Annotated in this window: 20 protein-coding genes; 6 read left to right on the top strand and 14 right to left on the bottom strand. The window is 60.5% G+C overall.

Annotated elements, in window-relative coordinates; all coding sequences use genetic code 11:
• The first annotated feature begins 89 nt into the window (after nucleotides 1-89).
• Complete coding sequence (locus BLU48_RS14360) at nucleotides 90-1,175, top strand: DUF1615 domain-containing protein (RefSeq protein ID WP_057012202.1); 1,086 nt, start codon at nucleotides 90-92, stop codon at nucleotides 1,173-1,175.
• Nucleotides 1,176-1,280: 105 nt separating this feature from the next.
• The gene (locus BLU48_RS14355; RefSeq protein WP_057012203.1) at nucleotides 1,281-1,703 is read left to right on the top strand and encodes a PaaI family thioesterase; all 423 of its coding nucleotides are present in this window, start codon (nucleotides 1,281-1,283) and stop codon (nucleotides 1,701-1,703) included.
• A gap of 183 nt (nucleotides 1,704-1,886) precedes the next feature.
• Here BLU48_RS14355 and BLU48_RS14350 read toward each other — a convergent pair whose 3' ends face one another.
• From BLU48_RS14350 to BLU48_RS14340, 3 genes are read right to left on the bottom strand one after another with little or no spacing between them, the layout of a single operon-like run.
• Entirely contained in the window at nucleotides 1,887-3,068 is a 1,182-nt protein-coding gene (locus BLU48_RS14350; protein ID WP_057024191.1) for an acetyl-CoA C-acetyltransferase, read from the bottom strand.
• Between the two features lie 11 nt (nucleotides 3,069-3,079).
• Entirely contained in the window at nucleotides 3,080-3,739 is a 660-nt protein-coding gene (locus tag BLU48_RS14345) for a CoA transferase subunit B (protein ID WP_003190327.1), read from the bottom strand.
• 31 nt (nucleotides 3,740-3,770) lie between these two features.
• The gene (locus BLU48_RS14340) at nucleotides 3,771-4,469 is read right to left on the bottom strand and encodes a CoA transferase subunit A (RefSeq protein ID WP_010211319.1); all 699 of its coding nucleotides are present in this window, start codon (nucleotides 4,467-4,469) and stop codon (nucleotides 3,771-3,773) included.
• A 133-nt stretch (nucleotides 4,470-4,602) separates the two neighbouring features.
• On the opposite strand from BLU48_RS14340, the gene BLU48_RS14335 reads away from it, so the two are divergent.
• Nucleotides 4,603-5,505 (top strand): LysR family transcriptional regulator, encoded by a 903-nt coding sequence (locus tag BLU48_RS14335; RefSeq protein WP_057024190.1) that lies wholly within the window; start codon nucleotides 4,603-4,605, stop codon nucleotides 5,503-5,505.
• Nucleotides 5,506-5,568: 63 nt separating this feature from the next.
• Here the strand turns inward: BLU48_RS14335 and BLU48_RS14330 are convergent, their stop codons facing one another.
• The 6 genes from BLU48_RS14330 to BLU48_RS14305 form a co-directional block, all read right to left on the bottom strand.
• Nucleotides 5,569-5,898 (bottom strand): hypothetical protein, encoded by a 330-nt coding sequence (locus tag BLU48_RS14330; protein WP_046071979.1) that lies wholly within the window; start codon nucleotides 5,896-5,898, stop codon nucleotides 5,569-5,571.
• Between the two features lie 572 nt (nucleotides 5,899-6,470).
• Nucleotides 6,471-7,313, bottom strand: a complete 843-nt coding sequence (locus BLU48_RS14325) for an NAD-dependent protein deacetylase (RefSeq protein WP_057024189.1) — start codon at nucleotides 7,311-7,313, stop codon at nucleotides 6,471-6,473.
• Between the two features lie 8 nt (nucleotides 7,314-7,321).
• Complete coding sequence (locus BLU48_RS14320) at nucleotides 7,322-7,762, bottom strand: CBS domain-containing protein (protein WP_003190337.1); 441 nt, start codon at nucleotides 7,760-7,762, stop codon at nucleotides 7,322-7,324.
• A gap of 129 nt (nucleotides 7,763-7,891) precedes the next feature.
• Entirely contained in the window at nucleotides 7,892-9,841 is a 1,950-nt protein-coding gene (locus BLU48_RS14315) for a DNA topoisomerase III (protein WP_057024260.1), read from the bottom strand.
• Nucleotides 9,842-10,080: 239 nt separating this feature from the next.
• The gene (locus tag BLU48_RS14310) at nucleotides 10,081-11,703 is read right to left on the bottom strand and encodes an MFS transporter (RefSeq protein ID WP_057024188.1); all 1,623 of its coding nucleotides are present in this window, start codon (nucleotides 11,701-11,703) and stop codon (nucleotides 10,081-10,083) included.
• A gap of 65 nt (nucleotides 11,704-11,768) precedes the next feature.
• Complete coding sequence (locus tag BLU48_RS14305; RefSeq protein ID WP_057024187.1) at nucleotides 11,769-13,415, bottom strand: GMC family oxidoreductase; 1,647 nt, start codon at nucleotides 13,413-13,415, stop codon at nucleotides 11,769-11,771.
• A 129-nt stretch (nucleotides 13,416-13,544) separates the two neighbouring features.
• Between BLU48_RS14305 and BLU48_RS14300 the strand changes: the two genes are divergently transcribed.
• The gene (locus BLU48_RS14300) at nucleotides 13,545-14,438 is read left to right on the top strand and encodes a LysR family transcriptional regulator (protein WP_057024186.1); all 894 of its coding nucleotides are present in this window, start codon (nucleotides 13,545-13,547) and stop codon (nucleotides 14,436-14,438) included.
• Between the two features lie 133 nt (nucleotides 14,439-14,571).
• Here the strand turns inward: BLU48_RS14300 and BLU48_RS14295 are convergent, their stop codons facing one another.
• From BLU48_RS14295 to BLU48_RS14280, 4 genes are all read right to left on the bottom strand, one after another.
• On the bottom strand, nucleotides 14,572-16,431 hold the full coding sequence (locus tag BLU48_RS14295; protein ID WP_057024185.1) for a DUF3857 domain-containing transglutaminase family protein: 1,860 nt from the start codon (nucleotides 16,429-16,431) through the stop codon (nucleotides 14,572-14,574).
• Between the two features lie 147 nt (nucleotides 16,432-16,578).
• Nucleotides 16,579-17,679, bottom strand: coding sequence for a DNA alkylation repair protein (locus BLU48_RS14290; RefSeq protein ID WP_057024184.1), 1,101 nt, complete (start codon nucleotides 17,677-17,679; stop codon nucleotides 16,579-16,581).
• A 21-nt stretch (nucleotides 17,680-17,700) separates the two neighbouring features.
• On the bottom strand, nucleotides 17,701-19,047 hold the full coding sequence (locus tag BLU48_RS14285; protein ID WP_057024183.1) for a glutamine synthetase family protein: 1,347 nt from the start codon (nucleotides 19,045-19,047) through the stop codon (nucleotides 17,701-17,703).
• Between the two features lie 11 nt (nucleotides 19,048-19,058).
• Nucleotides 19,059-19,616 (bottom strand): helix-turn-helix domain-containing protein, encoded by a 558-nt coding sequence (locus BLU48_RS14280; RefSeq protein ID WP_046071987.1) that lies wholly within the window; start codon nucleotides 19,614-19,616, stop codon nucleotides 19,059-19,061.
• A gap of 22 nt (nucleotides 19,617-19,638) precedes the next feature.
• On the opposite strand from BLU48_RS14280, the gene BLU48_RS14275 reads away from it, so the two are divergent.
• Both BLU48_RS14275 and BLU48_RS14270 read left to right on the top strand, forming a co-directional pair.
• Nucleotides 19,639-20,025 (top strand): nuclear transport factor 2 family protein, encoded by a 387-nt coding sequence (locus BLU48_RS14275; RefSeq protein WP_231989045.1) that lies wholly within the window; start codon nucleotides 19,639-19,641, stop codon nucleotides 20,023-20,025.
• Between the two features lie 103 nt (nucleotides 20,026-20,128).
• Nucleotides 20,129-20,437: an RcnB family protein gene (locus tag BLU48_RS14270; RefSeq protein ID WP_046071989.1), complete on the top strand. Its 309-nt coding sequence runs from the start codon at nucleotides 20,129-20,131 to the stop codon at nucleotides 20,435-20,437.
• Nucleotides 20,438-20,478: 41 nt separating this feature from the next.
• Here the strand turns inward: BLU48_RS14270 and BLU48_RS14265 are convergent, their stop codons facing one another.
• On the bottom strand, nucleotides 20,479-20,751 hold the full coding sequence (locus tag BLU48_RS14265) for a DUF1652 domain-containing protein (protein ID WP_043050215.1): 273 nt from the start codon (nucleotides 20,749-20,751) through the stop codon (nucleotides 20,479-20,481).
• Nucleotides 20,752-20,836 lie beyond the last annotated feature (85 nt).

The following is a 20,836-nucleotide window of genomic DNA, read 5'->3' as shown; positions in this document are numbered from 1 at the left end:
GGCAGCCGGTTCTGCACACCGACGAACCCCGGTTAGACTTACCTGTCGATATCTGCACTGTCCGGTCCGTCGTTCATCAAGGAAGCCCCATGTATTCAAGCCGTCTGCTCCTCTGCCTCATGCCTTTGCTGGTGCTCGCCGGTTGTTCCACTTCACGCGGCCCGCAGCAGCCTGAGCGCAGTGAAGCCGAGGTGAAGGCGCAGATCGTGCGCCTGCTGCCGGCCAAGGTGGCGGACCGCAACGGTTGGGCCCAGGACATCTACACCGCCTTCGACACCCAAAAGATCTACCCCAGCACTGAAAACATCTGCGCCGTACTGGCGGTGACCGAGCAGGAGTCCACTTTTCAGGTCGACCCACCAGTGCCCGGCATGGGCAAGATCGCCCAGGATGAAATCCTGCGCCGTGCCGGCAAGGTGCATGTGCCCGCGTTCGTGGTACGCAGCGCGTTGCAATTGCGTTCGCCCACTGGCAAGACCTATGCCGACCGCTTGAATGCCGCACGCACCGAGAAGGACCTGAGCGCGATCTTTGATGACTTCATCAGCATGGTGCCCCTGGGCAATACGCTGTTTGGCGGCTTCAACCCGGTGCACACCGCAGGCCCGATGCAGGTCAGTATCGACTTCGCACAAAAGCAGGCGCGGGGTTATCCCTACACGGTGGACGGCACGATTCGCCGCGAAGTCTTCACCCGTCGCGGTGGCATGTACTTCGGCATCGCCCATCTGCTCGGCTACCCGGTGAGCTACGATCAGCCGCTGTACCGCTTTGCCGATTTCAATGCCGGTTGGTACGCCAGCCGCAATGCGGCGTTCCAGGCGGCCGTCAGCCGCGTCACCGGCAAGGAGCTGGCGCTGGACGGGGATCTGATCCGCTATGGCTCCTTGCTGCCCGGTACCACCGAGCTGGCGGTGCGCTCACTGGGGGCAAAACTGGACATGCGTAATCCCAGCATCCGCAGCCAGCTGGAGCAGGGCGAGCAGTTGGATTTCGAAGACACCACTCTCTACAAACGCGTCTTTGCCCTGGCCGATCAGGCCGCGGGCAAGCCGCTGCCGCGGGCGATCCTGCCGGGCATTGTGCTCAAGAGCCCGAAGATCACCCGCAACCTGACCACGGCATGGTTCGCCAAGCGCGTGGATGAGCGCTATCAGCGCTGCATGAAACGCTGACAGAGCAGCTCCCTACGCATGGCAGGGAATTTGCGCGGATGATGGTAATGGCCGCTGCGCGCCGCTTGGCGTACACCTTAAGGCTCGTTCCAGGGAAGAGCCGCCATGACCACCCACACCGTTCCTCAAGGTTTTGTTCCATTACCTCGCAGCAGCCCATTGCTGGACCTGCTCGGCCCGGCGTATTGCCGGGGCGAAGGCTTGCAGCTGGAAATCGGCCTGCGCGCCGATAACCGTCACGCCAATGGGCGCGGTACGGTGCACGGCGGTGTGCTGGCAACCCTGGCGGATATTGGCATGGGTTACGCCATGGCATTTTCCAGTGAGCCGCCGTTACCGTTGATTACCGCCAGCATGACCGTGGATTACCTGGGGGCCGTGCAGGTAGGGGAGTGGATGGTGGTGCGCTTGGACAGCCATAAGCGCGGGCGGCAGATGGCGTTTGCCACGCTGAGTTTGCAAGTGGATGAGCGGGTTGTGCTGCGGGCGAGTGCGGTGTTTGCGGTGCCACAGAGTGACAGGCAATGAGATCGAATGTGGGAGCTGGCTTGCCTGCGATAGCGGTGTGTCAGTTAGCAATGATTTGACTGATAGACCGCTATCGCAGGCAAGCCAGCTCCCACATTTTGACCGAGTTCATTCAGGGGTATCGATAAAAGAAAAGGCCTGGCTTTTCGTGGAGCCAGGCCTTTTCTGTATTGCTCCTACAGGTCAGATGCGTTCGAGGGCCAGGGCCACGCCCTGCCCGCCACCGATGCACAGCGTCGCCAGGCCTTTCTTGGCATCTCGCTTGATCATTTCATGCAGCAGGGTCACCAGCACGCGGCAACCTGAGGCACCAATCGGGTGGCCGATGGCGATAGCACCGCCGTTGACGTTGACCTTGTCGGCGTCCCATGCCAGCTCTTTGCCCACCGCCAGGGATTGCGCAGCGAAGGCTTCGTTGGCTTCGATCAGATCCAGGTCAGCCAACTGCCAGCCGGCTTTGTCCAGGCAGCGGCGGGTGGCCGACACCGGGCCGATGCCCATGATGGCCGGGTCAACGCCCGCATTGGCGTAGCTGGCGATCCGCGCCAATACCGGCAAGCCAAGGGCCCGAGCTTTATCGGCGCTCATCAGCAGCACAGCGGCGGCGCCATCGTTCAAGCTGGAGGCGTTGCCGGCGGTGACGCTGCCGTCTTTCTTGAACGCGGGCTTGAGCTTGGCCAGGGACTGGGCGGTGGTGCCGGCGCGGGGTTGTTCGTCCACCGCAAAAGCTACCGGGTCGCCTTTGCGCTGGGGAATCAGGATAGGCGTGATCTCATCGGCAAAGCGCCCGGCTTCGATGGCGGCGGCGGCTTTTTGCTGGGAGGCGGCGGCGAAGGCGTCTTGGGCTTCACGGCTGATACCGTACTTGTCCACCAGGTTCTCGGCGGTAATACCCATGTGGTAATCGTTGAACGCATCCCACAGGCCGTCGGTGATCATGCTGTCGATCATCTTTGCATGGCCCATGCGCAAACCGGTGCGCGCGGCGGGCAATACGTACGGGGCCAGGCTCATGTTTTCCATGCCGCCGGCAATGATCACCTCGGCGTCGCCGCAACGAATGGCTTGGGCGCCCAGGTGCAGGGCCTTGAGGCCCGAGCCGCAGACCTTGTTCAGGGTCAGGCTCGGCACGGCATGGGGCAGGCCGGCGAGGATCGAAGCCTGGCGCGCCGGGTTCTGGCCTGAGCCTGCGGTGAGCACTTGGCCGAGGATCACTTCATCGACTTCGGCCGGGTCCAGGCCGGTCTGTTCCAGCAGGCGGCGGATCACCGCAGCGCCCAGTTCCGGGGCCGGGATGTTCGCCAGCGAACCTTGGAAGCTGCCCACGGCGGTGCGGGTGGCAGCAACAATCACGACGTCTTGCATGGAATCTGTCCTCACTGGAAGTGCATTTCTGGAACGTGGTCCGGGACGATCAGTTTACCGGCGGTCTTGCTCACAATCTCTTCAACGCTGACGCCAGGTGCGCGTTCCTTGAGGACAAAAGCGCCATTTTCGATTTCCAGGTACGCAAGGTCCGTCAGTACACGCTTGATGCAGTTCGCGCCGGTCAGAGGCAGGCTGCACTGGCTGAGCAATTTGGACTCACCGTCCTTGGATGCGTGGGTCATGATCACGATGATATTTTCCGCGCCAGCCACCAGGTCCATGGCGCCGCCCATTCCCTTGACCAGCTTGCCGGGGATCATCCACGAAGCGATGTTGCCTTGCACATCCACCTCAAATGCGCCAAGCACAGTCAGGTCGACATGCCCGCCGCGAATCATCGCGAAGGACTCGGCAGAGGAGAAGATCGATGCGCCGATGCGCGCAGTGACGGTTTGCTTGCCGGCGTTGATCATGTCGGCATCGATAGTGTCTTCGGTAGGAAACGGGCCCATGCCGAGCAGGCCGTTTTCCGATTGCAGCATCACTTCCATGCCGTCGGGGATGTAGTTGGCCACCAGGGTCGGAATGCCGATGCCCAGGTTTACGTAATAGCCGTCCTGCATTTCGCGGGCGACGCGTTGAGCCATTTGTTCGCGGGTAAGCGCCATGGTGATTTCCTCTTATTGTTCTGGACGTGGATTATTTGCGGACGGTGCGCTGTTCGATGCGCTTCTCGAAGGTGCCGCAGATGATCCGGTCGACGTAGATGCCAGGGGTGTGGATCTGCGCCGGGTCCAGCTCGCCCGGTTCGACGATTTCCTCGACTTCGACCACGGTGATCTTGCCGGCGGTGGCGGCCAGCGGGTTGAAGTTCTGGGCGGTGTGGCGGTAGATGACGTTGCCGAAGTGGTCGGCCTTCCAGCCTTTGACGATGGCAAAATCGCCGGTGATGGATTCTTCCATCAAGTAGGGGCGGCCATTGAATTCGCGGGTTTCCTTGCCTTCGGCAACCGGGGTGCCGACGCCGGTGGCGGTGAAGAAGGCCGGGATACCGGCGCCGCCTGCGCGCATTTTTTCCGCCAGGGTACCTTGGGGAGTGAGCACCACTTCGATTTCGCCGCTGAGCAGCTGCTTTTCGAACAAGGCGTTTTCACCTACATAGGAGGCGATCACTTTGCTGATCTGCTTTTCTTCCAGCAGCACACCCAGGCCGAAGCCATCGACGCCGCAGTTGTTGGAAACCACTGTCAGGTCGCGGGTGCCTTTGCGTTTGATTTCGGCGATGAGGTTTTCCGGAATGCCACACAGGCCAAAACCGCCGGAGAGCACGGTCATGCCATCTTCCAGACCTGCCAGCGCTTCTTCATAGGACGCCACACGTTTATCGAAACCTGCCATATGCACCTCTTTTATTGTTTGTGGTCCAGCCAGTGAACCGAGTGTTGCGCTGATGGATTGATTTGTTAAGTTGTTTTTTAAGGTTGATTGATTTAGAAAACAGCATAGTCGATCCTTCGTCCGGAGCAGCTCCATGACCGTTAAACAGATGCGTGCCTTTCTCGCCGTGGCCCAGAGCCTGAGCTTTGCCGCGGCCTGCGAGCGCCTGCACCTTTCTCAATCGGCTCTCAGCTTAACGATCAAGGGCCTGGAAGAAGGGTTGGGTGGACGCTTGTTCAGCCGTAACACACGCAATGTTGCGCTAACCCCTGAAGGTGAATCGCTGTTGCCCCTGGCACGTCGATTGATCGCTGACTGGGACAATGCCGAGGACGAACTGCGCCAGCGATTCACGCTGCAACGCGGGCGGGTAACGGTAGCGGCGATGCCATCGTTCGCCGGCAACTTGTTGCCGCCGATCCTGAAGATATTCCGCGCCCGTTACCCCCAGGTGAATGTGACGGTGCATGACCTGATCAATGAACAAGTGCTGGAGATGGTGCGTGATCGCCAGGTCGAGCTGGGCGTGGCATTCGAGCCGTCCGAAGGTTCATCGTTGGCCTTCACGCCGCTGTACCTGGACCGCTTTATTGCCGTGGTGCCGGGAGATTCGCCCTTGGCGCAATGCGCTGAAATCGACTGGAAAACCCTGTTGGAGCATCCGTTCATTACCTTGCAGCGGCCATCTACGGTGCGGGTGATGCTGGAAGATCACTTGGGTGCTTTGCAAATGAAGCTGCCCGTGGCGCTGGAAAGCCATCAACTGGTGACGGTGGGCAAGATGGTTGCCAGTGGCTTGGGGGTCAGCGCGGTGCCGGCGTTATGTGCGCGGCAAATGGAGGAAGCGGGGGCACATTGCATTACCTTGAGCGGCCCGGTGATCGAGCGGCCGATAGGAGTATTGACCAAGCCTGGGCATGAACTATCGGCGGCGGCCCAAGTATTGTTTGATATCTTTTGCGATGAAGCGGGGAAGGGCAGGTTTCCAACTTTTTGAACAACTCACAAAAAAGTATGGGAGCTGGCAAGCCAACTCCCATACTTGATCGAGTGATGCTTATTAGTAGTAGCGATCGATCACTTTAACCTGCGAGTTATCCTTGAAAGATGCCCAGGCATTGTTAAGGGTATCGAACACCTGCTCGATAAAATTGCGGTCGGCCGCGGCTTTCTTGCCGACATAACCCTGGCCCCGGCGGTACATCTTCAGGCGCGCCGCCAGCTCACGGTTATTGCGGTCGAACTCGGCCTCTTTGGTGTTGGGAGCCAGGCAGTCAATTTGCACTTCGCCCGATTTGCCAATCCACAGGATATGGTCGTCGAGTGTGTCTTTCTGCGCTGCGAACATCTCAGCCAATTCATCGATAGTTGGTTGGTTGTTCAGATTCATGTGTAAGCCCCTTGACCAGTTGGCGATCTATCAGTTGATTCGTTAAAACTCTTTAGTTGTCTCCGGTTCGGAAAACCGGGCGTCAGTGACGGTCTGCCGAATACGGGCAGGGTCTTGAGCCTGATGCATGTAGTCTTGCTGATGAACTGCTACGCAATGCTTTCATAACGAAGACAAGCAGCGTTTAGGCTCCTTGTACCTGTCCCTCTCGGGGCTGGTCAGCTTCATCAATCCGCCTTGTGGGCAGTGCACATCCGGAAAAACAGCTCGGCGGTCAGACGAGCCTGTTCAAAACGCGTGTTACCAACGCTCCCGATCCGGGAGACGTCTAGATCATGCAAGGACAAAAAGCTTACGTCAACGGTTATGTAGTGATTATTTTTGATCACTACATAAATCGTTGTGGGGGCGGGAGAATGCGGGAAAACGTGACTTGGGCGTCATTTTTGGAGTTGCTGGTCGAGCGTTTAACTCCCTGTAGGAGCGAGCTTGCTCGCGAAAATCGTCAACGATGACTCGGAACACCTGACACCCACGCGGTGCGCTCAGGTTTTTCGCGAGCAAGCTCGCTCCTACATTCGTTCGACAAGCAACGGCAGTAGCTGCTCGCAGGAGGCCTGGATTTTAACCTGCAGCAGTTCGTCCCCTCGGGTCTTGCCCAGGTTGATCGCAATCACCGGCTTACCCTGTTCGACCATCGCCTTGCACAAGCGGAACGCCGAATAGGCCATCAGCGACGACCCCACCACCAGCAAACCGTCAGCATGGTCTACCGCACTCATCGCCTTAAGCGCAGTTGCCGGTGCGACGTTCTCGCCAAAGAACACCACGTCAGGTTTGAGACGTTCGCCATTGCAATGGGGGCAGCGGGGCACCTGGAAGCGCTGTTCGAACGCGGTGTCGAGCAAGCTGTCGCCATCCGGCGCTTGCACGGCATGCACCTGCGCCATGTGAGGGTTATCGACGTCCATCTGCCGCTGGATCGCATCGCGTGCGCTGCGCAGTTGGCAATCCAGGCACAGCACCCGATGCAGGCTGCCATGCAGCTCAATCACATCGTGGCTGCCGGCCTGGTCATGCAGGGTGTCGACGTTTTGCGTGATCAGCCCACTGATCAGCTCGCGCTGTTGCAGCGTCGCCAGCGCCCGATGGGCCTTGTTTGGCTGGGCAATGCGCACCCGCGGCCAACCCAGCATCGCCCGCGCCCAGTAACGGCGCCGCGCCTCTGGGGTGGCGAGGAATTCCTGGTACATCATTGGGGCCTTGCCCCGGCGCACACCCTCACTGTCGCGGTAATCAGGGATGCCCGACGAGGTGCTGATCCCTGCACCGGTCAGCACCACAAAGTGTCGTCCGGCCATGGCCCTGTGCAGGGTGTCGAGGTGGTCTTCCTGATGTACCAAGGTGTCGAGCATGGGTTCCCCTATTCGCCGCGGATGTACTGCTCCAACTGCTGGATCAAGGCTGCTTGTTCGGCAATGGCTTCCTTGACCAGGTCGCCGATGGACAGCAGGCCAAGCAGTTTGCCGTCTTCGACCACCGGCAGGTGGCGCAGGTGACTGTCGGTCATGATGTTCATGCATTCTTCGACACTTTTATGGGTGTCCACCGTTATGACTGGCGAACTCATCACCTCATGGACCTTGGTGGTGACCGACGACAGGCCCTTGAGCATGATTTTGCGCGCGTAATCACGTTCACTGATGATGCCTACCACCACGTCATCCTTGACCACCGGCAGAGCCCCGACGTTTTTTTCCGACATCCGGACCAAGGCTTCAAAGACGGTGTGATCCCATTTGATCGTATGGACGTCCTGGTTTTTTTGGTCCTTGGCTTTCAGCAATTGTGCGACGGTCTTCATGGCGGCCACTCCGGTGTTGTTGTAGGTAGTCCAGATCCCCTACAGAATCCTAGACGGCCCACGGCAGGGCAAGACCCAAAGCGGCGTTAAACCCGTCGAAAAACGTCATTTGCCGGATTTTTTCCGGTTTTACCCCGCCGTTGACGGTTTTTTCGCCCGCTTGGGTCTGGCTGCGGTCTTGCGTGGGGCGCTCTTGCGTTTCTTCTTCCAGGGTGTGGCGCCTCGGCCTGCGGGGCTGGCGGGGCCGGTGATAGTCATGCGCATGCCGTTGCAGCGCGCCACCTGCTTGCTCATCCACGCCGCTTGCTTGGCGACGAATTCCTCAAGGCTCATTTCGCCGCTTTGCACCATGTCCAGCGCCTGCTCCCAGATGGCGGTGGTACCAGGGTCGGCAATGGCGCGGGGCACTGCGTCGATCAGGCTGAATGCCGCCGGGGTGGCCGACAGGGCCTTGCCGTTCTTCACCAGGTAACCACGGTCGAGCAGGCCCTGGATGATCCCGGCGCGGGTGGCTTCGGTGCCGATGCCGGTGGTGTCCTTGAGCTTTTGCTTGAGCAGTGGGTCTTCCACCAGCTTGGCGACGTTTTTCATCGCCTTGATCAGGTCGCCTTCGGTAAAGGGCTTGGGCGGTTGGGTCCACAGGTCCTTGAGATTGACTTTGGCCACGGCGTAGTCCTGGCCCTGCACCAGCGTCGGCAAGGCCTGTGGCGCGGGCGCTTCTCGGCCTTTGGCGGGGGCCAGGGCTTCGGGCAATGCGCGTTTCCAGCCTGGCTCGATAATGACTTTGCCTACCGCGCGCAATGCCTGGCCCGCACAGTCGAAGTCCGCCTGGGTGCGGTCATATTCATGGTTGGGCAGGAACTGCGCCAGGTAGCGCGCACGTATCAGGGTATAGACCGCACGGTGCTTGCCGGTCAGTTGGCTTAAATCCTTGCCCGCCCCGGTGGGGATGATGCCGTGGTGGGCGCTGACCTTGGCGTCGTTCCAGGCCCGCGAGCGGCGTTGAGGGTCGATGTGCGGCATCAGCTCGTTGACTGCCGCATCCGCACGGCCCAGGGCCGCGAGAATCTTCGGTGCTTCACTGTGCTGGCTCAGCGGCAGGTAGCCGCAATCGCTGCGCGGGTAGGTGATGACCTTATGGGTTTCGTAGAGGGACTGGGCGATATCCAGGGTTTCCTGAGCGCCGAGGCCGAGCTTCTTCGAGCAGATTTCCTGCAGCGTGCCGAGGTCGAAGGGCAGGGGCGCCACTTCGCGCATGCGTTCGGTGCGCAGCTTCACCAGCCGCGCAGTGGCGGCGTTAAGCATGGCGTCGGCGGCGTCCCGCGCCAATTGCGGGTTAAGGCAGCGGCCCTGATCGTCGCAGGCATCGTCATGGGCGCGCCACTGAGCAGTGAAGGTCATGCGCTCGTGGCGCAGGTCGACATCAATGGCCCAATAAGCCACCGGCACGAAATCGGCGATGCTGCGGTCGCGGTCCACCACCAGGCGCAGGGTCGGAGTCTGCACCCGGCCTACCGGCAAAACGCCCTGGTAACCGGATTGGCGCCCCAGCAAGGTAAACAGGCGGCTCATGTTCATGCCGATCAGCCAGTCGGCTCGGGAGCGGCCCAGCGCCGAATGATACAGGCTGAAGGTTTCGGCTCCGGGCTTGAGCGCAGCCAAAGCCTTGCGAATGGAGGCGTCGTCCAGTGCCGACAGCCACAAGCGCTGGATCGGCCCGCGATAGCGGCAATGCTCCACCAGTTCGCGGGCGATCATCTCGCCTTCGCGGTCGGCATCGGTAGCAATTACCAACTCCTGGGCTTCCCCCAGCAAGCGCTTGACGGCCTTGTATTGGCTGGCGGTCTTGGGCTTGACCAGCATCTTCCATTTTTCCGGCACGATCGGCAGGTCGGCCAGCACCCAGCGCTTGTACTTGGCGTCGTAGGCGTCAGGCGGAGCGGTTTCCAGCAGGTGGCCGATGCACCAGGTGACGGTGACCCCATTGCCCAGCCAGCAACCGTCGCCGCGGCGGCTGGCGCCGAGCACGGCCGCGATATCCTTGGCCTGGGAGGGTTTTTCACAGAGGTACAGCCGCATGGTCATCCCATCAGATTGGATTGATGCCTTGCAGGATGCTCAGTCAGAGGGATTTGAGCAACCATTATCTGTATGGATGTACAGCAATATGTGTGAGCAACAACAACCGAATGTGGGAGGGGCTTGCTCCCGATTGCGGTGTGTCAGCCATGAAGATATTGACTGAACCACTGCTATCGGGAGCAAATCGAATCGTCGCACCGCCCCTCCTACAGGGGATCTCCAGTGTTCAAACGAACTCAGTTATTGTCGATATCCACATGCCGGGTTTCTTTAAGACAGAACAACCCGACAACCAGGCTCACCCCCGTCACCACCACCGGGTACCACAGGCCATAGAAGATATCGCCGGTGTACACCACCAGGGCAAACGACACCGTCGGCAGGAACCCGCCAAACCAGCCGTTGCCGATATGGTAGGGCAGGGACATCGAGGTGTAGCGGATGCGTGTTGGAAACAGCTCCACCATCAGCGCCGCCAATGGCCCGTAGCACATGGCCGCGATCAGGATCAGCACCACGATCAGCACCACCACCATGACCTTGTTGACCTGGGCCACATCGGCCGATGTCGGGTAGCCGGCCAGGGCCACGGCGCCACGCAGGGCTGCCTCATCAAAGCCGTCGATGCGCACATCGCCCACGCTCACTTGCACCGGGCTGCCCGCCGGGGCGGCAGCACTGCTGTAGGGCAGGCCCTGTTTGACCAGAAAGGTCTTGACCTTGTCGCACGGGCTGTCAAAACGCGCCTTGCCCACCGGGTCGAACTGGAAGGTGCAGGTGGCCGGGTCGGCCAATACAGTAATCGGGGCTTGACGGCTGGCCTGGTCCATCGCCGGGTTGGTGTAGTGCGCCAGGCCCTTGAAGATCGGGAAGTACAGCGCGGTCGCCAACAGCAGGCCAAGCATCAGCACCGGTTTGCGCCCGACTTTGTCTGACAGCCAGCCAAACAGGATAAAGAACGGCGCTCCAATCACCACGCTGATGATCAACAGCATGTTGGCCAGGGCCGGGTCCATCTTCAGGAACTGGGTCAGAAAGAACAGCACGTAGAACTGCGCCGCGTAAAAGGTCACGGCCTGGCCGCCGTTAATGCTGAACAGCGCGATCAGCACCACCTTGAGGTTTTCCCATTTACCGAACGACTCGCGGATCGGCGCCTTGCTGGCCTTGCCTTGCTCTTTCATTTTCAAGAAGGCCGGCGACTCGTGCAGGCTCATGCGGATCCAGGTCGAGATGCCCAGCAGTACGATGGAAAACAGGAACGGAATGCGCCAGCCCCACACTTCGAACTGATCGCCCGTGAAATAACGGCAGGCCAGCACCACCAGCAACGACAGCAACAGGCCGAGGGTGGCGGTGGATTGAATCCAGCTGGTATGCAGCCCGCGCTTGCCCGGCGGTGCATGCTCGGCCACGTAGGTGGCCGCACCACCGTATTCGCCGCCCAGAGCCAGGCCTTGCAGCATGCGCAGCACGATCAGGATGATCGGCGCGGCGATACCGATGCTGGCGTAGGTGGGTAACAGCCCGACGCAGAAGGTCGCCACGCCCATCAGGATGATGGTGACGAGGAAGGTGTACTTGCGCCCGATCATGTCGCCCAGGCGGCCGAACACCAACGCACCGAACGGCCGCACCACAAAACCGGCGGCAAAGGCCATCAAGGCGAAGATAAACGCCGTGGTGTCGTTGACCCCGGCAAAGAACTGTTTGCTGATCACCGCCGCCAGGGCGCCATAGAGGAAAAAGTCATACCACTCGAACACCGTCCCCAGGGACGAGGCGAAAATGACCTTTCTTGATTCGTTGGCGGTGCTTGCTCTGGCCGCCGAGCCCAGGGGTTGAGCATGTTCTGACATCGGGTGTCCCTCACAGTGATTATTTATTGTTGTTCCACTGTCGGCGCCAGGTTTGACGCCGCTATTCAGATTGCATGAACCAGTTCTTTCTGCGCGACGAGGCTCCTTGTAGTCGGTGAAAGGATCAGCTGCGCGGCCTTCTCCGCGATCATCAGCGTGGGTGAGCAGGTATTGCCGGAGGTGATGCGCGGCATGATCGACGCATCGGCAACGCGCAGGCCGGGAATGCCATGCACACGCAGTTGGCTATCGACCACGGCGTTCTGGTCATTGCCCATGCGGCAGGTGCCAACCGGATGGAAGATGGTAGTACCGATACGGGCAGCGGCTTCGTGCAGTTGCTCTTCGGTTTGCAGCGCGTCGCCGGGCAGGTATTCCACCGGTTTGAACTGGCTCAGGGCCGGTGCGGCGACGATGCGTCGGGTCAGGCGGATGGCGTCGGCGGCCACGCGCAGGTCCTCGGGATGGCTGAGGTAATTGGGTTGTATCAGCGGCGCATCCGCCGGATTGGCCGAGCGAATATCCACGCGGCCGCGGCTTTGCGGGCGCAAGTCGCAGACCGATGCGGTAAACGCCGGGAAGCCATGCAACGGCTCGCCAAAGCGCTCCAGGGACAGCGGCTGCACGTGGTATTCAAGATTGGCCGAGGTCTGCTCCGGACCGGAGCGAGCAAACGCGCCCAGTTGGCTCGGTGCCATCGACAGCGGGCCGCTGCGGTCATACAGGTAGCGCAGGCCCATGCCCATTTTGCCCCACAGCGTGCCGGCAATCTGGTTGAGGGTGCGGGCGTTTTCCAGCTTGTAGATCAGTCGCAATTGCAGGTGATCCTGCAGGTTGCCGCCGACCCCAGGCAGTTCATGCAGTACCTCAATGCCCAGCGGCTTGAGCACATTGGAAGGGCCGATGCCGGAGCGCTGCAGGATGCCCGGCGAGCCAACGGCACCAGCGCACAGCACGATTTCCTTGCGCGCTTTCCAGCTTAGCTGCTGGCCGTGTTGGCGCCCGACCACCTGGGAGGCGCGGCCGTTTTCCAGCAGCACCCGGTCAACTTCCACGTCAGTCAGCACGGTCAGGTTGGGCCGCTGGCGGACTGGCTTGAGAAATGCCTTGGCCGCATTCCAGCGCACACCGGCCTTTTGATTGACCTGGAAGTAGCCGCAACCTTCGTTATCGCCCTGGTTGAAGTCACTGGTATTAGCGATACCGCTCTGGGCTGCCGCTTCACGAAACGCATCGAGGATCGGCCACGACAGGCGCTGTTGTTCGACACGCCACTCGCCGCCATCGCTGTGGAATTCAGAACCGCCGGCAAAGTGGTTTTCGCTGTGCTTGAACAACGGCAGTACGTCTTTCCAGGCCCAACCCGGATTGCCTTCTGCCGCCCAGCCGTCGTAGTCCTGGGCCTGGCCGCGCATGTAGATCATGCCGTTGATCGACGAGCAGCCGCCCAGCACCTTGCCCCTCGGGTAACTCAAGGCGCGACCTTGCAGGCCGGCCTGGGCTTCGGTCTTGAAGCACCAGTCGGTACGCGGGTTACCAATGCAGAACAGGTAACCGACGGGAATGTGTATCCAAGGGTAATTGTCGCGGCCACCGGCTTCCAGCAGCAGGACGCGGTGGGCGGGGTTGGCGGACAGACGATTGGCCAGCAGGCAACCGGCGGGGCCGGCGCCGACCACGATGTAATCGTATTCAGCAGTTGCAATGGGCATCTGGGGTCTCGCTTGTTTTTCTTATTGCCCCCATCCTAGTTGTTAGTTTTCGTCTTAAAAATGTTAGTTTTTACCCAGCTGCTGTGCGTTTTTAAACAGCGTCGGCGGGGTTCAGGCAAGGGAGGCGACATGTTCGACTGGAATGACCTGCGGTTTTTTCTCGAGTTGCAGCGCAGTGGCCGCCTGCTCACCGCCGCGCAACGCTTGAAGACCACGCATGCCACCGTGGCCCGGCATATCGAGGCCATCGAAAAAAGCCTCGGCACTGCGTTGTTCGTGCAACATGCCCAGGGCTATGAGCTGACGCCTTCCGGCGAAGCGCTGCTCAAGCATGCCGAAGCCATGGAAAACCTGGCGCTGCTGGCCGAAGACGAACTTACCCACGCCGCTGCGCCCCTGGGCAAGATCCGCCTCGGTGTCGCCGAAGGCCTGGGCGTGATGTTCCTTGCGAGCCGCATGGGGGGATTGTTCGAACGCTACCCGGGCTTGGAAGTGGAGCTGGTCGCGGTGCAGCGCTTTGTCAGCATCCTCAACCGCGAAGCGGAGATCAGCATCCACCTGGAACGCCCCAGCGTCGATCAACTGGTGACGCGCAAACTCACCGACTACCGCCTCGCGCTATATGCCAGCCGCGCTTACCTTGCGCGCAACCCACCCATCGAAAAACGCGAAGACCTCGCGGCGCATGCCTGGATCGATTACGTGGATGATTTGCTGTTCAGCCAGGAACTGAAATTTCTCAGCAGCTTCTGCCGTAACCCCAAGGTGGTGTTCCACAGCACCAGCGTGATTGCCCAGCACCAGGCGGCGCGTTCGGGGTTGGGCATTGCCGTGCTGCCGTGCTTCATGGCGGCTGGCGACGCGGACTTGGTGCCGTTGCTGCCGGGAGAGAGCATCCAGCGCAGCTACTGGATCAGCTCGCGCCGGGAGCTGCACAAGTCGGTGCGGTTGCGGGTGTTGTGGGATTATGTGGTGGAGTTGTGTGCCCGGGAGCAGGGTTTGCTGCTCGGCGAATCCGACTGACGGAACGGGGAGCAAAATGTGGGAGGGGGCTTGCCCCCGATGGCGGTGTATCAGTCAATGCAGCTGTGACTGAACCACTGCTATCGGGGGCAAGCCCCCTCCCACATTTGGGTTGCGTAATTCCAGAGAGATCTTAGAGCTTCACGACTTGATGCACCTGCTCGGCACAGGCCCGAGCCTCTTCAATCATCTTGCCGAACGTGTCACTGGCTACTTCCGCATGGGTCAGCCAACGTTTTTTCTGGCTCAGGCGATAGTGATAGCGCAGCGAACCTTCCTCCAGCTTCCCATCCAGGTCGAGGTCGTACCATGGCGAGCGGACCTTGCAGCCGGGGACGGCTTTTTCCATTTTTCCGCCTGCCAGTGTATAGGTGTAGTCATAGGTTTCAGGGTTGCCCAGGTAGAGGTCAGCCTGCTGTCCGTGACTGCGATAGTTGATGTAGCCCTCCCAGCGGTCTTTCAACGACGGGTCGGTGTAGACGTAGTCATTAGCCAGTTTTTCCAGGACGCGCTGGTCGTTCATGCGGGCGTTGACGCTGTAACCGTCATGCACCACAAACCCGGTGGGTTCGCGGGTGATCTGGCAGTCGCTGATGTCATTGCCGAAGTTGGCGCAGATGTTCTGGTCGGTGGCGGTGGTGCCTTGTTGGCGGTCGGCGGTGCTCAATTGCATCAGCCACAGGCGGCTGAAGGTGACGGTGGCCTCGACTGCGCCATCGCCTTCCTTACCGAACTGCACATGTTTGTCCAGGCGCACCACGACCTCGGGGCGCTCCACTGGGATGTGTTCTTCGCGCACCTGGCCCTGGGCATCGTTGACCAGTACCCAGCGGTCCTGGATGTCGGGCATGGTCTGGCCGGGGGCGAAGACCGGGTTGGTCGGGTCGAGCCACCACACCTGGCCGTCCACTTCGGCACGCACGATGGCGTGGTTTGGCGCCTGCGGGCCTGGGATCAGCAAAGCGGCTGCCACATCCCCACGGCTTACCCACGCGGTTTCGGCCTTGATGCCACTGGCCTTGAGCATGGCGGTCAGCAGGGTTGCCAGGTCTTTGCAGTCGCCGTAACCGTGCTGCTCGATTTCCGCCAGGCTAAATGGCACGTAGCCACGCTCGGTGGCGCGCCAGTCACCCAGGTAGCGGTAGTGATCATTGATGTGCTGCATCAGCGCAGCCACTTGTTCGGCCGGCGCCAGGCTGCGTGCGGCGGTCACGGCGGTGGCGGCTTGCGCCGGCAGGCTGGCACCGAGGATCTGGTTGTAGCGCTGGGCTAAATCACCGAAGTAGGCTTGGCGCTCCACCGCGCTGCCCACTTCCAGGCGTGGGATGCGCAGCAGTGCGGCGGCGGAAGATTCATTGATGTAGTTGACGTAGATCGGCGCTTTGAGCACCACATCCAGGGTCTTGCCGTTGCTCGAAGAAGTGACCTTGAAACCGTCGAACATTTCACTGCGCCACTGGATCGGCCGTTCGGCGGTGAAGCGTGCCTTGAAGCGATCACGGCGGGCCGCGCCGGGGCCGAACTTGAGCACATAGTGGAACTGGGTCACCAGCGGCTTGGCTGGGTAGTGCTGGCGTACGGTGTAGCGGATCTGTGTGCCCACCCGCAGGTTGGGGAAGGCCAGGGAAGTTTGCTTGTCGCGGCTGAAGCCCTGGTCCGGGTTGGGCGCGGTGCGTGTGTCGATTTGCGTATCGGCCAGGGCCACCGGCTTGGCGCCGGGCTGTGTGGACTGCGCGCTGATCACTTTAAAGGTGTCACCTTCGGAGTAATCGAAGTCGATACGCGAGAGCATTTCGCGGCCGCTGGGTTTGAGGATGGTGTAGTGCTCGGTGGTGGTGCAGTCGGTGCTGGCGTCGCGGTTAAAGTGGCAGTGCAGCTCGGTGTCGCTGGCCAGCGGAGCTTCGGCCATGGGTTGCAGTGCAGCACAAACAGAATGGCTGACCAGCCCCAGGCTGATCGCAAACAAAGGGCGGTGAAACGAAAAACGGTACATGGGCGCCTCGGGTGACACATTGAAACAACTACCCTGCGGGTAGCGAGAAGGCGCCGGATGATAATGGGTCTCAACGACGAAAGCCAGGATTGTTCGACAATTTATCCGCCTGAAAGGCCCGTGCTAGAGCCTTTTGTTTGATTCATGTCAAGGTTTTAGCAGTTCAAATTCCGCGCTGGCGATGCGCTCTCCGTTGATCAAAACATGCACCCGGTGTGTGCCGGGATAGTGCTTGCGCGTGGTCAATTCGCGGATGTGCTGCTCGCGGTTGATGCGCTGCCGTGCGCCTGCGCCCAGGGTAAAAGCTTTGAGCTTGAACACTTTGGACGCGCTATGGCCGGCGCTCTTTATGTAATCGATGGCGTAGTCCACCACCAGTTTTTGCGCTTGGGGAGCGGTGGATGTCAGGTTGAAAGACAGGTTGATCCGCTCGCCCAGGCGAATCGCCGCCGGGGTGATGCTCAATTGGTCAATGGTCACCTCGGCCTTGGCCCCGGCACCCATGATCGTCAGTGCGCGGGTGTTGCCTTGCTTGATCAGGCTGCGCAACGCATGGCGGGCGATCCAGGCAGTGTGCGGGTTATTCAGGTCCCAGCCTTCGATCAGGCTGAGCACCCAGCCTGGATGGTCCTTGGTGATGTCATTGAGGTGGTTGGCCACCGACTTGCGCACATAGAGGCTGCTGTCGGCCTTGAGGTTATCCAGGATCGACGCGCACAGCTCGGGATTGGCTTGCACGTTGGCCAGGCGAAACGACCATGGCAGGCGAGGGCGAGAGCCTTCGCTGGCCAGGCGGCGTACGTGTTCGTTGGCCTCCAGCGACCATTGCTGCATCACCGTCAACGTGCGCTCGAAGTCATGCAGCAAGAAGTGGCGAATGGCGAACTCGGAGGAGCCAAAGGTGGTGAAAAATTTCAACGCGGCCATGGAGCGCTTGAAATCACCCAGGCCATAGCTCGCCACGTAATGCGGCAAAAACAGACTGACAAAGCCGCTGTTGATGCGCGGCGCCAGGGCGTAAAGGTGCTTGAGGGTTTGCGCGTAATCCAGAGGGATCACCGCGTGCAGGCTCTCGCTGACCCGCGCCATGCGTTGCATCACCGATAACTCGTCCAGCCCGGCTGTGGCGTGCGTGAGAAAGCCCCTGGCATCGAATGCCGGGTACACCGCGCTCATCTCGGTGGCGATGTGTTGCAGGCGTTCGACGTTGAAGAGTTCCTTGAGGGCCGGGGCGCTTTGGTCGGTCATCGGTGCTTCCATGGGGTTGAGTCAGAGAAACCAGCGGTATTCCCGCGCATGAATTTCCTGCTGAAAAGCCAGGTGATCCTGGCGTTTGTTTTCGCAATACACATCGACAAATTCCGCGCCCAGCTTATCGCGCACTATCGGTTGCTGCTGCATGACGCGTACGGCGTCGAGCATTTCCACCGGGAAGTCGGTGCCGCTGCTGCGGTCCTCATTCAGCGGCGCGATGGGCTCACGCTTGGTTTCGAGTCCGTGTTCGAGCCCCACCAGGATCGCCGCCAGTACCAGGTACGGGTTGGCATCGGCGCTGGCCAGGCGGTGTTCGATGCGCAGGTTACGCGGGTCGGACTCGGGGATGCGCACGCAGGCGTCACGGTCTTCAAAGCCCCAACTGGCACGTGTCGCGGCGTTGACTGTGCCACCCAGGCGGCGGAAGGCGTTGTGGTTGGGCGAGAAGATCGGCATGCAGTGGGGCAGCAACTCCAGGCAACCGGCCACCGCATGGCGCAGCGCCTGCTGCTGATGAGCCGCGAGCAGGTTATTGCCCGCCGCGTCGTAGAGGCTGACATGCACATGCATGCCGCTGCCGGGAAATTGCAGGTAGGGTTTGGCCATGAAGCTGGCGCGGTAACCGTGCTTGAGCGCCACGCCACGGGTGCTGCGGCAGAACAGGGCGGCCCAATCAGCGGCGCGCAGGCCGTCGTCGCAGTGGCCGAAATTGATTTCGAACTGGCCAGGGCCGATTTCGGCGGTGATCACCGTGATGTCGATGCCCTGGGCCTTGGCGGTCTGCGCCATGTCGTCAAGCACTTCGCTGAAACGCGAGAGCCGTTCGATATGCAGATTGGGCTGGTCATCGGCATCATCGCTCAGCGGGTCACGGGCAAATTGCGGCAGGCCGTTTTCGAGCTTTTTATCGAACAGATAGAACTCCAGTTCAAACGCCACCACCGGGTGAATGCCCTTGTGCTGCAAGCGTTCCAATACCTTGGCCAGAACTTCGCGGGGTTCGAATTCAATCGGTGCCTCGGTGCCGTCCGAGGTGATGAGCATTTGCCCCAGCGGCTGCGCTTCCCAACTCACCGGCTTGAGCGTACCGGGCACCAGTCGCCGATTGGCGTCCGGGTCCCCGTCGTTGAAGCAGTAGTCGCCGATCTTGAACAACCCACCCTGGGCCCCCAGTAACACGGCATTCTGCGGCAACTTCAATGGGCTGCCGGCGGCGACTTTTTCAAGCATCTCCACCGGGTAGCGCTTGCCGTAGAAATGCCCGGGGATGTCCAGGGCGATCAGGTCGACATAGCGCACGTCGGGGTGGTTCTGGCGAAAGGTCCGTACTTCGGCCAGCAACGTGGAGGAATGGCTTTTCACGGGTGCAGCTCCTAGTTGTAGACCCACAGGACGCGGGCGGGCAGGTCGGTCAGGTTGGCGTAGCGACAGTGGGCGAAACTGGCCAGGTGGAAGCTGTCGCCGGGGCCGAGGGTGACCGGGTCGGCCTCACCGTCCACCCACAGGGTCAGTTCGCCCTCCAGCACAAAGCCGGCCTGTTCGGCGCGGTCGCTCATGCTTTGTTCACCGCTATTGGCACCGGGAGCCAGCAGGCTATCGAGCATCGAAAACGCGCCGTTCATGCTCGGCGACACCAGGATGTCGGTGATGCCATTGGCGTAATACACCGTGCGCCGCTCGTTGGGGCGGGTGACCCAGTCCACGGCCTTGGGTTTGGGCAGGCTGTAGAAATAGGTGGTGGGCACATCAAGTGCGTGGCTGATAGCGGTCAAGTCGGCCACGGTTGGGCGCGACAAGCCGCGTTCGACCTGGGACAGGAAACCCACCGACCGCTCGATTTTTTGCGCGAGTTGGGCCAGGGTGAGCTTCTTGTGCTTGCGCAGGTCGTGGATCAGCGCTGCGAGGGTGGCGAGTTCTTCTTGTGGGGTCATGAAATTTGTATTGGATAATTTCATGAAAAATTACAGGATTAATTTCACGGGGGCAATGGTGATGGAACTCGAGGCGCATTTATTCGCGCTGGAACAGGAACTTCAGACGTGTACGACGCGCTCGGATGCGCACCGGCTGGGGCAACTGCTGGCGGATGATTTTGTTGAGTTTGGTGCCAGTGGCGCTGTCTGGGGCAGCAAGGCCGAGGTGATTGCCGGGTTGCAGGATGAGGTGTTTTCCGAGCGACGTATGACTGAATTTGCGCTGAAAATGCTCAGCGCCAACGTGGCACTGGTGACCTATCGCGGTCATCGGCAAGGCGTGGGCGATTCATTGCGCAGTTCGGTATGGCGCGAAGAGCGAGGGCAGTGGCGGATGGTGTTTCACCAAGGCACACCTGCGCAGTGACTACTACCTTGTGGTAGGAGCTTGCTGCAAGGTAGGCAGGCTGAATGATTCTGCGTCGTTGCGGTCGGACACTGGGTACGCACCATTAATTGAAGGAGCACCCATGAAGTCTAAAACCCTAGCCGCCTGCCTGCTGGTCGCCGCCGGCCTGTCCACCGCCAGCTTTGTCGTGCAGGCCGGTGATACCCCTCAGGAAACCGTGCAACCTTCAAATATCAATGCCCGGGACCTGAAAGAAGGTGACCGCGCGCCGGATATGCTGATGCGCAAGGAGTCGGCGGTCAGCGATTGGAAAAAACGCGGTCTGAAGGCTCCGGGGGATGATAATCAGTGGGCGCGGGTAGGCGACAAGTTCGTGCTGCTCAAGACCACCAACGGCACGATCCTTGAGATCACCCCGGTGAAGAAATAATCCCGGCACCACCACCACCTGCTGCTTTGCAGGTGTTCTGTTTATTGCCGCGTCGATGAAGGCAAATCATCGAGGGTGAGCTTGCCAACGTTGTTGCTCTGCAGCTCGTAACGCAGCTCATCCACCATCTTTTCCACTTCTTGTGGAGTCTGCAGGCGGTTAGTGCTGATGCCGGTGACCACCAGGTCGACCCGGCCGGTCTCGGCGTCGTAGACCTTGAGGGTCAATGACGCATCCCGGCACAGGGTGAATTCGCACGTCAGCGGTGACAGGCCTTCTTCGATGCAGTTGCGCAGTTGGGAGAGGGTAAACATGCGGGTTCCTTCAGGGCATAAATACGATCCCTAAAAGGTTATTGCCTGCTTACCCGCTCAATAAGGCGAATTCGCACTAGTTGAA

It is taken from the genome of Pseudomonas synxantha, assembly GCF_900105675.1.
GTDB classification, from domain to species: domain Bacteria; phylum Pseudomonadota; class Gammaproteobacteria; order Pseudomonadales; family Pseudomonadaceae; genus Aquipseudomonas; species Aquipseudomonas synxantha.
The sequence above is the reverse complement of the archived record's forward strand: the minus strand, read 5'-3'. Positions and strand labels throughout refer to the sequence as shown.

Bases quoted from the DNA above. Each gene is read 5' to 3' on its own strand.
- BLU48_RS14315 (WP_057024260.1), bottom strand. From the start codon at position 9,841: ATGCGGCTGTACCTCTGTGAAAAACCCTCCCAGGCCAAGGATATCGCG.
- BLU48_RS14320 (WP_003190337.1), bottom strand. From the start codon at position 7,762: ATGAAGACCGTCGCACAATTGCTGAAAGCCAAGGACCAAAAAAACCAG.
- BLU48_RS14355 (WP_057012203.1), top strand. From the start codon at position 1,281: ATGACCACCCACACCGTTCCTCAAGGTTTTGTTCCATTACCTCGCAGC.
- BLU48_RS14280 (WP_046071987.1), bottom strand. From the start codon at position 19,616: ATGACCCCACAAGAAGAACTCGCCACCCTCGCAGCGCTGATCCACGAC.
- BLU48_RS14325 (WP_057024189.1), bottom strand. From the start codon at position 7,313: ATGCTCGACACCTTGGTACATCAGGAAGACCACCTCGACACCCTGCAC.
- BLU48_RS14350 (WP_057024191.1), bottom strand. From the start codon at position 3,068: ATGCAAGACGTCGTGATTGTTGCTGCCACCCGCACCGCCGTGGGCAGC.
- BLU48_RS14295 (WP_057024185.1), bottom strand. From the start codon at position 16,431: ATGTACCGTTTTTCGTTTCACCGCCCTTTGTTTGCGATCAGCCTGGGG.
- BLU48_RS14300 (WP_057024186.1), top strand. From the start codon at position 13,545: ATGTTCGACTGGAATGACCTGCGGTTTTTTCTCGAGTTGCAGCGCAGT.
- BLU48_RS14290 (WP_057024184.1), bottom strand. From the start codon at position 17,679: ATGACCGACCAAAGCGCCCCGGCCCTCAAGGAACTCTTCAACGTCGAA.
- BLU48_RS14275 (WP_231989045.1), top strand. From the start codon at position 19,639: ATGAAAAATTACAGGATTAATTTCACGGGGGCAATGGTGATGGAACTC.
- BLU48_RS14360 (WP_057012202.1), top strand. From the start codon at position 90: ATGTATTCAAGCCGTCTGCTCCTCTGCCTCATGCCTTTGCTGGTGCTC.
- BLU48_RS14330 (WP_046071979.1), bottom strand. From the start codon at position 5,898: ATGAATCTGAACAACCAACCAACTATCGATGAATTGGCTGAGATGTTC.
- BLU48_RS14340 (WP_010211319.1), bottom strand. From the start codon at position 4,469: ATGGCAGGTTTCGATAAACGTGTGGCGTCCTATGAAGAAGCGCTGGCA.
- BLU48_RS14265 (WP_043050215.1), bottom strand. From the start codon at position 20,751: ATGTTTACCCTCTCCCAACTGCGCAACTGCATCGAAGAAGGCCTGTCA.
- BLU48_RS14305 (WP_057024187.1), bottom strand. From the start codon at position 13,415: ATGCCCATTGCAACTGCTGAATACGATTACATCGTGGTCGGCGCCGGC.
- BLU48_RS14335 (WP_057024190.1), top strand. From the start codon at position 4,603: ATGACCGTTAAACAGATGCGTGCCTTTCTCGCCGTGGCCCAGAGCCTG.
- BLU48_RS14310 (WP_057024188.1), bottom strand. From the start codon at position 11,703: ATGTCAGAACATGCTCAACCCCTGGGCTCGGCGGCCAGAGCAAGCACC.
- BLU48_RS14270 (WP_046071989.1), top strand. From the start codon at position 20,129: ATGAAGTCTAAAACCCTAGCCGCCTGCCTGCTGGTCGCCGCCGGCCTG.
- BLU48_RS14345 (WP_003190327.1), bottom strand. From the start codon at position 3,739: ATGGCGCTTACCCGCGAACAAATGGCTCAACGCGTCGCCCGCGAAATG.